Genomic DNA, 14,205 nt, shown 5'->3' with positions numbered 1-14,205 from the left:
GCAGAGTCAAGGCGGAGGGGCACGGCGGAACGTCACGGGGGCTTCGGTGGAGAGCCTCGGTGGACGGTCCGTCGAGGAGGTGTCCGCGATGCGGATCGGAGAGCTCGCCCGGCGCACCGGGGCCACCCCGCGCGCGCTGCGCTACTACGAGGAGCAGGGGCTGCTCGCGCCCGAGCGCCGTCCCAGCGGCTACCGCGAGTACGGAGAGCCGGACGTCGACACCGTCCGCGGGATCCGCACCCTGCTCGCGGCCGGCCTCAACAGCGCCGTGATCGCCGAGATCCTCCGCGGCCTGCCGGGCCCGGGGCAGCGCCCTCCCGGCCCGACCTGCCCCGAACTGCTCGACGGTCTGGCCCGGGAACGCGCCCGGATCACCCGGCAGATGGACGAACTCGCCGAAGCGCGAAGCCTGTTGGACGCCATCATGGGTGCGGAGGCGCCGAGCGAGGCGATCCGGTCCGGCCGGCTCCGGGCGGCGGACTGCCGGCAGGACGGGGAGCGTGAGCAGACCGGTGGCCGTCGCCCACAGCAGGACGGGGAGCGTGAGCAGACCGGTGGCCGTCGCCCGCGGCAGGACGGGGAGCGCCGCCCGGAGCCGACCGGGGGGCGCTACCCGCAGCCGGTGGCGCGGAAACTCGATGGTGCGCGCTCGCGGACCGTGCTGGAGTGAGCGGATGGATCATGACGACATGCTTGCCCTGTTCGACGACCGGATCCGGCGCAACACGCCGCCCGATCCCGGCTGCCGCGTCGAGCGCGACGGTGCGGTGGTCCGGCAGGTGGGCTCGGAGCACAGCTGGAACGGCGTGGTCTGGTCCGGGCTGGACGAGGCCGGGGCGGACGCGGCGATCGCCGCGCAGGTGCGCCACTTCGCCGGACTGGGGCTGGAGTTCGAGTGGAAGGCCTACTCCCACGACCGCCCCGCCGACCTCGGCGCCCGCCTGCTGGCGGCCGGTTTCACCCCGGAGCCGGACGAGGCGCTGATGCTCGCCCGGATCGCGGACCTGCCCGCCGAGGCCGCCCTGCCCGAGGGCGTCCGGCTGCTCCCGGTGACCGACCCGGCCGGGGTGGACCTGCTGATGGACGCCCACACACAGGCCTTCGGCGCCGAGAACCCCCGTCTGCGCGAGCGGCTGCTCGACCACCTGCGGCACGGCGTCGGGACGGTCAGCATGGTCGTCGCGATGGCCGGCGACCGCCCGGTCAGCGGCGCCAGGATGGAGCTGATCCCGGGGACCGGGTTCGCCGGACTCTGGGGCGGCGGCACCGCACCCGACTGGCGCGGCCGGGGCATCTACCGCGCCCTCATCGCCCACCGCGCCCGCCTCGCGGCCGAGCTCGGCTACGAGTACCTCCAGGTCGACGCGAGCGATCAGAGCCGGCCGATCCTGCAGCGCCTCGGCTTCGCCTGGGTGAGCACGACGACCCCGTACGTCCGCCAGCCGTAGGGCCTGCCGGGGGCGCGCGGGTACGGGTACGGGTGGGGAGATTCCTTCCCACCGTGTGGACGCGGCCGGTGTGCCCCTGCCGATCGGCAGGGGGACGTGGGGGTGCCGCTGCTCAGGATGTGCCGTTCGGTACATGTGCGGGAGGGGTGGCCGGGGTCATCGTTGGGGCACCACGAGCGGGGCCGTCCGGGCCCCGGGAAGGAGCCCCGGCATGTTCGACCTCCGCCACCCGCGCGCCCTCGCCGCGACGGTTGCCGTGCCCGCCCTCCTCGGCCTGGGCTTCGGCCTCGGGCTCGTACGCGCCCGGAGGCGATCAGGCCGGGAGCCGTGCCCGAGGCACCGCGGCCGGCCCGACGAGGGTCGTGACAAGGCAATCCGACAGGGCCGCCTGCCGTCGTTCCGAGGACGCTCGTCACGGGGCGCTCGCCGGCCGCCCTCACGGCAGCCGCTCGACCACGACCATGGCCGCGTCGTCGTTCAGTCGGCCGCCGACGTGGGCGAGCAGGTCGCGGCGCAGGTGGTGGAGCAGGGCGGCGGGGTGTTCGGCACGCCAGGCGGTGACGCGTTCGGTGAGCGGGTAGAAGCGCCGCTGGGCGTCGCGGGCCTCGATCACGCCGTCGGTGTAGATCAGCAGCCGGTCGCCGGGCCGGAACGGGAAGGTCTCCGTCTCGTACCGCGTCGGCGCGAGCTCGCCGAGGCCCAGCGGCGGGGAGGGTTGGCGGGCGGCGAGGGCGGTGATGCCGTCGGGGTGCAGCAGCAGCGGGGGAGGGTGGCCGCAGTCGATCAGGCGCACCGGGGAGCCGTCGTCGGGGATGTCGAGCAGCACGGCGGTGATGAAGGACTCGCCGGAGTCGCCGCTCTCCTCCGGGGGTTCCTCGGGCGGGGGGAAGGGCAGTGCGGAGAGCGCCTGCCGCTCGCGCCGCTCCCACCGGTCCCGCCGGGACTGTTCGGCGAGCTGGGCGAGGTCCCAGCTGACGCTGCCGTCCAGGTAGGCGGCCAGGTCGGGCAGTTCGGCGTGCAGGTGGGCGGCGGCGCGGAAGGCGCCGAGCAGCAGGGCCGCGTCGCCGAGCGAGGAGAGGCCCTTGCCGCGCACGTCGCCGACCAGCAGCCGGGTGCCGGTGGCGGTGCGGGCGGCCGCGTACAGGTCGCCGCCGACCTGCGCCTCGGCCTCGGCGGCCAGGTAGACGGAGGCCAGGTGGAGTGGTCCGATCCGCTCCGGCAGCGGGCGCAGCAGCACCCGCTGGGCGGCCTCGGACACCGAGCGCACCCGGGCCAGTTCGCGCTCGTGCCGTTCGCGCAGCACCCGCAGGCCGACGATCAGTGCCGAGACGATCAGCTGCGCGCTGAGCTGGGTCTCGATGTTCGCGCTGGTCAGGCCGTCCCGGACGGCGCCGATGACGGTCAGCGCGGCGAACGCGAGCGTGGCGACCCCGGCGGTGGCCCGGGGGCCGGCGAAGGAGGCGGTGAGGGCGGGGGCGACGATCAGCAGTGGGCCGAGGTGGACGTCCGGCGGGGAGACGATGTCGACGACGGTGATCAGCACGATCAGCGCGAGCGTGAGCGCCGTCAGCACCCGGCGGTCGGGCCGCCAGGCGCGGCGGCGGTCGGGGGGATGCGGCGCGGGCGGCGGGTGCGGCGCATCGGGGCGCTGCCGGAGGGGCACTCCTCCTCTGTACACCGTGGGGGTGCCGGGGCGCACCCGGAGCGGCCGGGCTCACTCCCCGGCAGCGTTCGGTTCCTGACCCCCGCCAGCGCTCGGCTCACGCCTCCCGGCAGGGCTCCGCCCGCTCCCCTGCGGTGCCCGGTCAGCCCTCCTGGCCGTAGCGGGCCAGGTAGTCGGCGAAGCGGGCGACGTCCTCGTCGGACCAGTCGGTGAAGCGCGCGGTGAAGGAGAGCCGACGCTGCTCGTTGGCGTCCCGCAGCAGGGTGAGCCCCGCCTCGGTGGCGCGCAGGATCTGGCCGCGCTGGTCGTCCGGGTCGGTCTCGCGGGCCAGCAGGCCGAGCTTCTCCAGGGCGGTGACCTGGCGGCTGACGGTGGACTTGTCGAGCATGAAGTACGCGGCCACGTCGGCGGCCCGGCAGCCGCCGCGCTCGGTGATCAGGTCGAGGATGCTGTAGGTGACCAGCGAGAGGTCGGGGTGCAGCTGGGAGGCCTTGTGCCGGGCGCGGCGGGCGAAGGCGGTCAGCTCGCGCTGGATGGTCTCGATGGACGACTGGCGGCCGGGCACGGCGTTCCTATCTCCTCGATATTTGTTGCACTATACAACAGATGTGCCCGGGATCGCGCCCCGCTCCGGCGCCCGCCGTTCCGGTGCGGCCTGCCAGGCGCGGGCGGCGGCGATCCGGCTGGTCGCACTCGGGTGAGTGGCGAACAGTAGCTCAAGCACCCTCGGCGGGTCGACATCGGAGACGTTCGCCACGGCCAGTCTGCGCTGCATCGCCACGAACTGCTCGACGTCCCCGGTCAGTTCGAGCGCGTGCCGGTCTGCCCTGGCCTCGATCCGACGGCTCACCGCACACTGCGCCGGCCCCGACAGCGCGCCCAGCAGCGCCGCCAGTGCCGCCAGCAGCGGCAGCGCCCGGGGGTCCGCCGCGTCCGTCGCCCCGGCGGCGTCCAGCAGCGGCCGCCAGGTGGCGAGCAGGCCGAGGACGGCCACCGCGACGGCCGCACCGACCGCGCCCAGCGCGGTACCCACCGGCACGTCCCGGTGCTTGACGTGGCCCAGCTCGTGCGCGACCACCAGTTCCACCTCGCGCGGCTCGGCGGTGGTCAGCAGGGTGTCGTACGCGACGATCCGGCGGGTCGCCCCGAACCCGGAGACGTACGCGTTGAGCGCGGTGGTGCGGCGGGAGGCGTCCGCGACCAGGACGTCCCGCACCCGGACGCCGTCCCGCTCGGCCAGCGCCAGCAGCGCGGTGCGCAGCTCCCCCGGGGGCATCGGGGAGAAGCGGTTGAACACCGGCTCGATCAGCAGCGGATGGAGGAAGGAGAGCGCCACCGTCAGCAGCGCCGCCGCGCCCGCCCCCGGCAGCCACCAGCGCTGCGGCGACCAGGCGGTCAGCGCGAACAGCCCGAGCGCGAGCGGGAGGACGAGGACGAGGGTGAGCGCGAGGCCGCGTACGGCGTCCAACGCCCACCCGGCCCAGCCCTGGGTCACCAGCCCGTACCGGGCCCGGACGGTCCGCGCCCCGGCGCCGAACGGCAGCTGCAGCGCCTGGCCGAGCAGCACCAGGGCTGCCGCTCCGGCCAGCACCCCGGCCGTCCGGGAGCCGCCGAACCAGCCGCCGACGGCGGTCACCACGGCGGCGCCGGCCGGGGTGAGGCCGAGCAGCAGGGTGAGCGCCAGGCCTGCCAGCCGCCCGCCCAGCGCCCACGGCAGCTGGGCGCGGCGCAGTGCCCGGCCCCGGGCGCGCTCGTCGGGGGAGAAGTCCGGGGTGGCCTCCGGGGTGGGGGCCGCGGAGGCTGGCGTGGTGTCCATGGCGGGGAGCGGCTCTCTTCCGGTCGGGGCGGGGAGGATCGGGTCGGGGAGGGACGGGGGTACGGCGGTTCAGCGGTGATTCAGCATGGCGTACCCGGCCGCTCGCTGCTCACGCCACGGCCCGGTTCCCACCCCCGGCCGGGTTGTTCACTCCTCCGTGGTCCCGGTGGCGCCGTGGACGCCGGCGCGCAGCAGCTGGTGGCCGAGGTCCACCAGGGCGCGGCCGACCGCGAACTCGTCGCCGACCGCCGGGGCCGGGGCGTCGCGCGGGTTGCGGCGGGAGCGGGTGTCGCTGTGCAGCACGTTGCCGTCGGCGTCCAGCACGGCGTGCACCCGGGTGGTGTCCTCGTCCTCGACCACGTGCAGGCTGAGCTGCCAGTCCTTGGTGCGCACGGCCCCGGGCGCCGGCTGTTCGACCCCGAGGGCGGTGGCCGCGGGGGAGGCCGTCCCGTCGGCGCGGACGATCACCACCGGACAGACCCCGTGCACCGCGCACCGGGTGGACACCGAGCCGAGCAGGGTCCGGGCGAAGGTGCCCCGGCCGCGACTGCCCAGCACCAGCAGGTCGGCCCCCTCGGCGGCCTCCAGCAGCACCTCGGCGGCGTGGCCCAGCACCAGGCTCTCCCGGACGTCCACCGGGCGGTCCGGGCCGAGGACCTCGTTGATCTCGGCGCTCAGCGTCCGGCGGGCGATCCGTTCGAAGCCGTCGTCCACCATCGGCGCGAACCACCCGTACAGCGAGGGGTACTCCCAGGCCGCCACCGCGTGCACCGTCGCCCCGGTGAGCACGGCCTGGCCGACCGCCCAGCGCAGGGCCGCCTTCGACGGCGGGGAGCCGTCGATCCCGACCACGATCCGGCGCTCCCGGGCGGGGGAGGCGCGGCCGCCGCCCGCGGGGGAGACGTCACCCGCGGAGGAGAGCTGATTGCTGCCCATCACGTCACACCTCCGGGCCTTCGGTGCGGGACTCGCCCCCCTACGCGCGCTCCCCTGCACGGGCTCCCCCCGCACTCGTCCCCTCCACACCACGCTGCGCGCCCCGCCTGCCTCCGCGCCAGGGACGTGGTGGCCCGGTCGGGTGGGCGGTTGGGACGGGTCGTCCAGGCGGGCCGGGTGCGCCGTCCGGGGAGCGGCCGTCGGCGCCCGGTCGGGGCCGCCGCGCCGTGCCCTTTTGTGGCCGGAATGTTGCGGGCTCGGGTCCGAGCGGTGGTGATTCGGTGGCGTACGCTGATCGTTCTCGCATCATCCTCGGGGGGATCCACTCATGCGCCGTGCCGCGGCCGCCGTCGCGCTGTTCGCCGGACTGACCGCCGTCACCGCCTGCGGGCCGGACGACCCCGCCCCGGCCCCGGCCTCCGCCGCCCCCGTCCCGCCGGGCGAGTCCTCGGCGCCGGGCGGCTCGCCCTCCGGCACGGCCCCGGGCAAGAGCGCCCCGCCCCGGTCCGACGGCACCATCACCGTCGCCTTCGCCGGGGACGTCCACTTCGAGGGCCGCACCGAGGCCCGGCTGGCGGTCAAGCCGCCCGAGCCTGCGCTCGGCCCGATCTCCCGCACCCTCGCCGACGCCGACCTGTCCGTCCTCAACCTGGAGACCGCGATCACCGGGCGCGGCGCCCCGGAGCCGAAGACGTACACCTTCCGCACCTCGCCCAAGGCGCTGTCGGTGCTCAAGGACTCGGGCGTCGACGTCGTCTCGATGGCCAACAACCACGCCGTGGACTTCGGCGCCGACGGCCTCACCGACACCCTCGCCGCCAAGGACTCCTCGCCGATCCCGGTGGTCGGCGTCGGGCGCAACGCCAAGGAGGCGTACGCCCCGTACGTCACCACCGTGCGCGGGGTGAAGGTCGCGGTGGTCGCCGCCAGCCAGGTCGAGGACCTCACCAACCAGAAGTGGCGGGCCGGCGCGAGCAAGCCGGGCATCGCCTCGGCGCTGGACGTCCCGGCGCTGGTCAAGGCGGTGGAGACGGCGAAGCAGCAGGCCCCGGTGGTGCTCGTCTACCTGCACTGGGGCGACGAGGGCAAGGCCTGCCCGACCGGTCCGCAGACCACCATCGCCAAGAAGCTCGCCACCGCCGGAGCCACCGCCGTGGTCGGCACCCACGCGCACACCATGGTCGGCTCGGGCATGCTCGGCGACACCTACATCGGGTACGGCTTCGGCAACTTCCTCTGGTACGGCACCTCGAACTACGCCAACTCCAACGAGACCGGCGTCACCACCCTCACCCTCACCGCCGACGGGAAGGTGACCGGGGAGGCCTTCACCCCGGCCACCATCGACGACAAGGGCATCCCGGAGCCGGTCACCGGCGCCGCCGCCGAGGCCGCCCTCAAGCGCCGCGACGGTCTGCGCGGCTGCACCGGCCTCTCCCCGGCGCCCGCCGCCCCGGGCGCCCCCGGCACCCCCGCGACGGCCCCCACCGCCCCGACGGCCCCCGCCTCCACGGCTCCCGGGAAGTCCTCGACGGCTCCCGCGAAGGCTCCGACGACCCCCGCCGCGCCGCGCTAGGGTCCGGTCGACCGGCCCGGATACGTCCTGCGGGCCTTGCCGGACAAACCCTGCCGGACGGGCCTTGCCGGAGGACGGGCCCTGCCGGACCAGGGCGCGGCGTCGCGGTGCGGCGGCACGGGACAGCACGAGACGGCGGCGCGACCACCCGGGCCACGCCGCCGCCTACCGCCCGCCGGGGGGTGCTACCGCTCGGCCCGCGCCCGTGCCCGGACGGCGCGGCGCAGGGTGTCCAGCTGGTCCACCAGTCCGCGCCGGGTCGCCGCGGTGAGCTCCGGGTCGGCCAGGCAGGCCTCGGCCGCCCGTACCGTCCGTTCGGTGGCGGCGAAGGCGGGGAAGCCCGTGGTGGCGAGCACCCGGGCCAGTGCGGGGCCGCGGCGGGCGGCGGCCGACCCCAGCTCCTCGAAGTAGCGGGCGGTCAGCCCGTCCAGCAGCTCGGCCTGCTCGGGCTGCCACAGGCCCCTGGCGGTGGCGGCGGCCAGGTAGTTGGAGAGCTCGCCGTGGAACAGCGCCTGCCAGGCGGCCTCCTTGGCCCCCGGGTCGGGCAGCGCGGCGCGGCAGCGGGCGGCGCCCTTCTCGCTGGTGTCGCTGGGGTCGGCGGCGAGTTCGGCGGCGATCTCCGGCTCACCCGCCGCGCCGAGCACGCACAGCCGCAGCAGCAGCTGCCAGCGCAGGTCCGGGTCGAGCACCGGCCCGCCGGGCACGGTGCCGGCCGCCAGCCAGTCGCGCAGCTCGGCGGCCTGCGCCTCGCCGGCGGCGGTGCCGATCACGCCGCGCGCGGCCACCAGGCGCAGCCCGGTGCGGTCCGTTTCGTCCTCGGTGCGGCGCAGCAGGGTGCGGCAGACCTCGTTCAGGACGGCCAGCGCCGCCGGCCGTGCGGTCGGCGGCACGGCGCAGTCCACCACGAAGTCGCGGGCGAAGGAGAGCACCGCGTCGACCAGGTGCACCGAGGTCTCGCCGGGCAGGTGGGCGGCGACCAGCTCCAGGTACTCGCCGGGCGCCAGCTCCCCGTCGCGCACCTGGTCCCGGGCGGCGCTCCAGAGCACGGCCCGGGCCAGCTCCTCGGGCACGGCGCCGAGCGAGGAGCGCACGGTCCGCCAGGAGCCGGGGTCGAGACGGATCTTGACGAAGCTGAGGTCGGTGTCGTTGAGCAGGGTCAGCTCGGCGTCGGCCTTCACCGCCGCGGTGCTGTCGGCCGCCAGGTCCAGCGGCACGCGGTCGGCCAGCTCCAGGGCGCCCTCGGGGGTGCGCCGGTAGTGGCCCACGGTCAGCTGGTGCGGGCGCGGCCCGCCGTCGGCCGAGGTGTGCTCGATCCGGCCGTCGGTCAGCCGCAGGGTGTCCACGCCGGTGGTGCGCAGCCAGCGGTCGGCCCAGCCGTGGACGTCGCGGCCGCTGGTCGCGGCCAGGGCACGGAGCAGGTCGTCGAGGGTGGCGTTGCCGAAGGCGTGCTCGTCGAAGTAGTCGTTGACGCCGGCCAGGAAGGCCTCCTCGCCGAGCCAGGCGACCAGCTGGCGCAGCGCGGCGGCGCCCTTGGCGTAGGAGATGCCGTCGAAGTTCTGCAGCGCCTGGGCGGTGTCGTCCACCGTGCCGGGTGCCACCGGGTGGGTGGAGGGGCGCTGGTCGGCGTCGTAGCCCCAGGTCTTGCGGTTGGCGGCGAAGCCGGTCCAGGCACTGGTGAAGCGGGTGGAGGAGGCGGTGACGCTGTAGGCCATGTACTCGGCGAAGGACTCGTTCAGCCACAGGTCGTCCCACCACTTCATGGTGACCAGGTCGCCGAACCACATGTGCGCCATCTCGTGCACCACCACCAGGGCGCGCTCCTCGCGCCTGGTGTCGTCCACGGCGGAGCGGAACACGAACTCGTCGCGCAGTGTGACGCAGCCCGGGTTCTCCATCGCGCCGGCGTTGAACTCCGGGACGAAGCACTGGTCGTAGCTGTCGAAGGGGTAGCGGTGCCGGAAGACCCGGTGGTAGTGGTCGAAGCCCTGCCGGGTGACCTCCAGCAGCTCAGGGGCGTCGGCGTCCAGGTGGGCGGCGAGCGAGCGGCGGCAGTGCAGGCCGAGCGGGATCCCGTCGTGCTCGGCGCGCACCGAGTGCAGCGGGCCGGCCACCACGGAGACCAGGTAGCTGCTGATCGCCGGGGTGGGCGCGAACTCCCAGCGCCCGGGCGTGACCTGGCGGCCCACGCCGTTGCCGACCACGGTCCACTGCCGCGGCGCGGTGACGGACACCGTGTACCGCGCCTTGAGGTCGGGCTGGTCGAAGGACGCGAACACCCGCGGGCCGTCGTCGAGGAAGGACTGGGTGTAGACGTAGTCCTCGCCGTCGGCCGGGTCGGTGAAGCGGTGCATGCCCTCGCCGGTGTGCGAGTAGGCCATGTCGGCCTCGACGGTGAGCTCGTTGTCGGCCGCCAGGCCGGTCAGCGGGAAGCGCCCGGCGCGCAGCGCGGCGACGTCCAGTTCGCGGCCGTTCAGCACCACCCGGCGGAGCGCGGCCGGTTTGACGTCCACGTAGGTCCCGGCGCCCGGGGTGGTGCAGCCGAAGCGGATCACCGTGGTGGAGCCGAAGACCTCCCGACCGCGGGTCAGGTCGAGGTCGAGGCGGACGGTGCGGACGTCGAGCAGGTGGTGGCGCTCGACGGCCTCGGCCCGGGTGAGTACTGAGGTATCAGACATACGGCTCATGCTGCTTCATCCACGGGTGGGCGGCACCCGTTTTTCGGTGCCGGCTTTTCGGTGCCGGCCTTTTGGCACCCGCTCTTCGATGCCCGCTTCTCGGTGCCGGCTCTTCGGTGCCGGAAGGAGACCGGGGCCGCCGGATCGTCCGGGGCGGACGGCCTCCGTGCGTCCGGAGCGAGTTGACGGCGAAGCAGCGGAATTCGTACAGGCGCTCGGCACAGGCGAACAGCTGTGTTAGGTTAGGCTTGCCTAATCTTGCTGGTCGGAGGGGATGTCCTGTGCAGCAACAGTCCGAATTCGCCGGTGTCGTCGCGATGGTCACCGGGGCCGGGCAGGGCATCGGCGCGGCCGTGGTGCGGGCGCTGGTGGCCGAGGGAGCCGTCGTCGCGGCGGTGGACCGCGATCCCGGCGGGATCGACGCGCTGGCGGCCGAGCTGCCGTCCGTGCGTCCCTACGCGCTGGACGTCTCGGACGCCCAGGCGGTCGACAGCACCGTGGAGTCGATCGAGAGCCGGCTCGGACCGATCGGCGTGCTGGTCAACGTCGCGGGAATCCTGCGCACCGCCCCGGTCGTCGAACTCACCGACGGGGACTGGGCGGACACCTTCGCCGTCAACACCACCGGCGTCTTCCACACCAGCCGCGCCGTCGGCCGCCGGATGGCGGACCGCGGACGCGGGGCGGTCGTGACCGTCGGCTCCAACGCCGCCGGGGTGCCGCGCGCCGGGATGGCCGCCTACGCGGCGTCCAAGGCGGCGGCCACCATGTTCACCCGCTGCCTGGGGCTGGAACTCGCCCGGTCCGGGGTGCGGTGCAACGTGGTGTCGCCCGGCTCGACCGACACCGCGATGCAGCGCGCGCTGTGGGGCGAGGACGCCGAGGCGGCCGAACGCCGGGTGATCGAGGGCGACCTGGGCGCCTGGAGGGTCGGCATCCCGCTCGGGCGGATCGCCGCGCCCGCCGACATCGCGGAGGCCGTGGTGTTCCTGGCCTCCGACCGGGCGCGGCACATCACCATGCACGACCTGTACGTCGACGGCGGCGCGACCCTGCGCGCCTGAGCGGAACGCCGCCGGTCCTCCTCCCACCCCCCGAAGAACCGTCCCAGACTGGAGAAACCGCCGTGACCACGGTGCACCACGCCCCCGCCGGGCCGATACCCGCCGGGCCCGACGCCCCGGCGACCGCCCTCGCCGAGGGCCAGGACCACGCCGTCATCGGCGCGGCCAGCGGACTGCTCGGCCAGTACCGGGCCGGCTCCGACGAGGCGTTCTTCGCCTCGCCGACCCGCACCCTGCTCGGCTCCGGGGTGCACGCCCGGGTGCCGCAGGACGGGCGGCCGCTGTCGGTGCGGGTCGCCGAGACGCTGGCCGAGGCGGGCCGCTCCGGCGTCGAACGGCCGCTGGTGGTCGGCGCGGTGGCGTTCGACCGGGACAGCCGGGTCGAACTCGCCGTCCCCGCCCGGGTCCGCACCGCCGGGGCGCTGCGCGACGACCCGCTGATCGCCCTGCCCGCGCCGCCGGCCGAGCAGGCCGACTGGCGGATCGACCCGGTGCCCGCGCCCGAGGCGTACGGCGCGGGCGTCGCGGCCGCCGTCGAGCGGCTGCGCGGCGGGGAGTTGAGCAAGGTGGTGCTGGCCAGGACGCTGGAGCTGAGCGCCGCGCGGCCGCTCGACCTGCCCGCCATCCTGCAGCGGCTGGCCCGCCGCGACCCGGGCGGCTACACCTTCGCCGTCCCGTCCGGCGGCGGCCGCACCCTGGTCGGCGCCAGCCCCGAACTCCTGCTCTCCCGGCGGGGAACGGCCGTGCTGGCCAACCCGCTGGCCGGCTCCGTTCCGCGCAGCGAGGACCTCGGCGAGGACGTCCGGCGCGCCGCCGCGCTGCTGGAGTCGCCCAAGGACCTGCACGAGCACGCCGTCGTGGTGGACGCCATCCGCGAGGCGCTGGCGCCGTACTGCCGCACCCTGGAGGTGCCCGAACGGCCCACCCTGGTACGGACGGCCGCGATGTGGCACCTGGCCACCACGATCCGCGGCGAGCTGGCCGACCCGGCGGTCTCCGCCCTCGAACTGGCCTGCGCGCTGCACCCCACCCCGGCGGTCTGCGGCACGCCGACGGACGTCGCCCGCCGGGTGATCGGCGAGGTCGAGCCCTTCGACCGCGGCCTCTACACCGGCATGGTCGGCTGGGAGGACGCGACCGGCGACGGCGAGTGGGTGGTCACCATCCGCTGCGCCGAGGCGGAGGGGCGGACGCTGCGGGTGTACGCCGGCGCCGGCGTGGTCGAGCAGTCCCGGCCGGAGGCCGAACTCGCCGAGACCAGCGCCAAGTTCCGCACCTTCCTGGACGCCGCGGGGGTGGCCCGGTGACGCCGCTGGAGACGGCCCGGGCGGGCTTCACCCCGTACCCCGCCGAGTTCGCCGAGCGCTACCGGGCCGCCGGGTACTGGCGCGGCGAGACCTTCGGGCGGATGCTGCGCGAGCGCGCCGCCGAGCACGGCGGGCGCACCGCCGTCGTCGACCCGGGCGGCCACGGCGTGGCGGCGACCGAGCGGCGCTGGACGTACGCCGAACTCGACCGCCGGGCCGACCGGATGGCCGCCGGACTGCTCGCCCGGGGCATCCGGGCCGGGGACCGGGTGGTGGTCCAACTGCCCAACGCCGCCGAGTTCTTCGAGGTCGTGTTCGCGCTGTTCCGGATCGGCGCGCTGCCGGTCTTCGCGCTGCCCGCCCACCGGTACGCCGAGATCGGGTACTTCTGCTCCTTCACCGGGGCGGCGGCGTACGTGGTGCCCGCCGTCGAGAGCGGCTTCGACTACCGCGAACTCGCCAGCCGGGTACGGGCGGAGAACCCCGCGCTGCGGCTGGTGCTGGTGGCCGGCGAGGACCCGGGGGAGCACGTCCGGCTCGCGGACGTGCCCTGCGACGGGCCCGGCCCGGAGGCCTTCGGCGGGGAGCCCGGGCCCGAGGATGTCGCCTTCCTCCAGCTCTCCGGCGGCAGCACCGGAGTGCCGAAGCTGATCCCGCGCACCCACGACGACTACATCTACTCGCTGCGCGGCTCGGTCGAGCTGTGCGGCCAGGACCCGGACAGCGTGTACCTGTGCGTGCTGCCCGCCGCCCACAACTTCCCGCTCAGCTCGCCGGGTTCGCTCGGCACGCTGTACGCCGGCGGTCGGGTGGTGCTCTGCCCGCAGCCCGCCCCCGAGACGGCCTTCCCGCTGATCGAGCGCGAGGGCGTGACCATCACCGGGCTGGTGCCGCCGCTCGCGCTGCTCTGGCTGGACGCCGCCGAGCGCGGTGTCCGCGGCTACGAGAGCCTGGAGGTGCTGCTGGTCGGCGGCGCCAAGTTCAGCGAGGAGGCGGCCCGGAGGGTGCGCCCGGTGCTGGGCTGCACGCTCCAGCAGGTGTTCGGGATGGCCGAGGGTCTGGTCAACTACACCCGGCTGGACGACCCGGAGGAGCTGGTCACCACCACCCAGGGCCGGCCGATCTCGCCCGACGACGAGGTCCGGGTCGTTGACGACCAGGACCGGGACCTGCCCGACGGCGCCACCGGCCACCTGCTCACGCGCGGCCCGTACACCATCCGCGGCTACTGGAACGCGCCCGGGCACAACGCCGACTCCTTCACGGCGGACGGCTTCTACCGCACCGGGGACCTGGTCCGGCGCACCCCCACCGGCCACCTGGTGGTCGAGGGACGGGCCAAGGACCAGATCAACCGGGGCGGGGAGAAGGTCGCCGCCGAGGAGATCGAGAACCACCTGCTCGCGCACCCCGCGGTGCACGACGCGGCGGTGGTGTCGATGCCCGACCCGTACCTGGGCGAGCGCACCTGCGCGTACGTGGTGCTGCGCGCCGAGAGTCGTGAACAGCCCCCGAAGAGCGTCGAGTTGAAGCGGTTTGTGCGACAGCGCGGGCTCGCCGAGTACAAGGTGCCGGACCGGGTCGAGTTCGTCGCCGCCTTCCCGGCCACCGGGATCGGGAAGGTCAGCAAGAAGGAGCTGCGGGCCGCGATCGCGGCCTCGCTGACCACCGGCTGACGCCTCCGTCCTTCGTCGCCACCTCGCCACATCTAGCTAAGGAA

Annotated in this window: 11 protein-coding genes; 6 read left to right on the top strand and 5 right to left on the bottom strand. The window is 75.2% G+C overall.

Annotated elements, in window-relative coordinates:
• The first annotated feature begins 88 nt into the window (after positions 1–88).
• Positions 89–670 (top strand): MerR family transcriptional regulator, encoded by a 582-nt coding sequence (locus tag ACFVU7_RS08655; RefSeq protein WP_388044722.1) that lies wholly within the window; start codon positions 89–91, stop codon positions 668–670.
• 4 nt (positions 671–674) lie between these two features.
• Positions 675–1,448 carry a GNAT family N-acetyltransferase gene (locus tag ACFVU7_RS08650; protein ID WP_049651039.1) on the top strand — a complete coding sequence of 258 codons (774 nt, stop codon included), beginning with the start codon at positions 675–677 and terminating at the stop codon, positions 1,446–1,448.
• A gap of 436 nt (positions 1,449–1,884) precedes the next feature.
• On the opposite strand, the gene ACFVU7_RS08645 is transcribed toward ACFVU7_RS08650, so the two are convergent.
• The 4 genes from ACFVU7_RS08645 to ACFVU7_RS08630 form a co-directional block, all read right to left on the bottom strand.
• Positions 1,885–3,021, bottom strand: coding sequence for a PP2C family protein-serine/threonine phosphatase (locus ACFVU7_RS08645; protein ID WP_388044840.1), 1,137 nt, complete (start codon positions 3,019–3,021; stop codon positions 1,885–1,887).
• Positions 3,022–3,253: 232 nt separating this feature from the next.
• Complete coding sequence (locus ACFVU7_RS08640) at positions 3,254–3,676, bottom strand: MarR family winged helix-turn-helix transcriptional regulator (RefSeq protein ID WP_049651037.1); 423 nt, start codon at positions 3,674–3,676, stop codon at positions 3,254–3,256.
• Positions 3,677–3,706: 30 nt separating this feature from the next.
• Entirely contained in the window at positions 3,707–4,927 is a 1,221-nt protein-coding gene (locus tag ACFVU7_RS08635) for a M48 family metallopeptidase (RefSeq protein WP_388044721.1), read from the bottom strand.
• 147 nt (positions 4,928–5,074) lie between these two features.
• The gene (locus ACFVU7_RS08630; RefSeq protein WP_117490770.1) at positions 5,075–5,863 is read right to left on the bottom strand and encodes a universal stress protein; all 789 of its coding nucleotides are present in this window, start codon (positions 5,861–5,863) and stop codon (positions 5,075–5,077) included.
• A gap of 328 nt (positions 5,864–6,191) precedes the next feature.
• Between ACFVU7_RS08630 and ACFVU7_RS08625 the strand changes: the two genes are divergently transcribed.
• Positions 6,192–7,439: a CapA family protein gene (locus ACFVU7_RS08625; protein WP_388044720.1), complete on the top strand. Its 1,248-nt coding sequence runs from the start codon at positions 6,192–6,194 to the stop codon at positions 7,437–7,439.
• A 185-nt stretch (positions 7,440–7,624) separates the two neighbouring features.
• Here ACFVU7_RS08625 and pepN read toward each other — a convergent pair whose 3' ends face one another.
• Positions 7,625–10,114 carry an aminopeptidase N gene (gene pepN, locus ACFVU7_RS08620; RefSeq protein WP_388044719.1) on the bottom strand — a complete coding sequence of 830 codons (2,490 nt, stop codon included), beginning with the start codon at positions 10,112–10,114 and terminating at the stop codon, positions 7,625–7,627.
• 248 nt (positions 10,115–10,362) lie between these two features.
• Between pepN and ACFVU7_RS08615 the strand changes: the two genes are divergently transcribed.
• The 3 genes from ACFVU7_RS08615 (at position 10,363) to ACFVU7_RS08605 (ending at position 14,161) form a co-directional block, all read left to right on the top strand.
• Complete coding sequence (locus ACFVU7_RS08615; protein WP_074004178.1) at positions 10,363–11,178, top strand: 2,3-dihydro-2,3-dihydroxybenzoate dehydrogenase; 816 nt, start codon at positions 10,363–10,365, stop codon at positions 11,176–11,178.
• Positions 11,179–11,273: 95 nt separating this feature from the next.
• Positions 11,274–12,485 carry an isochorismate synthase DhbC gene (gene dhbC, locus ACFVU7_RS08610; RefSeq protein WP_079272487.1) on the top strand — a complete coding sequence of 404 codons (1,212 nt, stop codon included), beginning with the start codon at positions 11,274–11,276 and terminating at the stop codon, positions 12,483–12,485.
• Positions 12,482–14,161: a (2,3-dihydroxybenzoyl)adenylate synthase gene (locus ACFVU7_RS08605; protein WP_388044718.1), complete on the top strand. Its 1,680-nt coding sequence runs from the start codon at positions 12,482–12,484 to the stop codon at positions 14,159–14,161. The genes dhbC and ACFVU7_RS08605 overlap by 4 nt, the downstream gene beginning before the upstream one ends.
• Positions 14,162–14,205: the final 44 nt, after the last annotated feature.

Origin of the sequence: Kitasatospora sp. NPDC058046 (assembly GCF_042885595.1) — a bacterium.
In the GTDB taxonomy this organism is placed as follows: domain Bacteria; phylum Actinomycetota; class Actinomycetes; order Streptomycetales; family Streptomycetaceae; genus Kitasatospora.
Note: the sequence above shows the minus strand (reverse complement) of the source record. Positions and strands in the feature narration are given on the sequence as shown.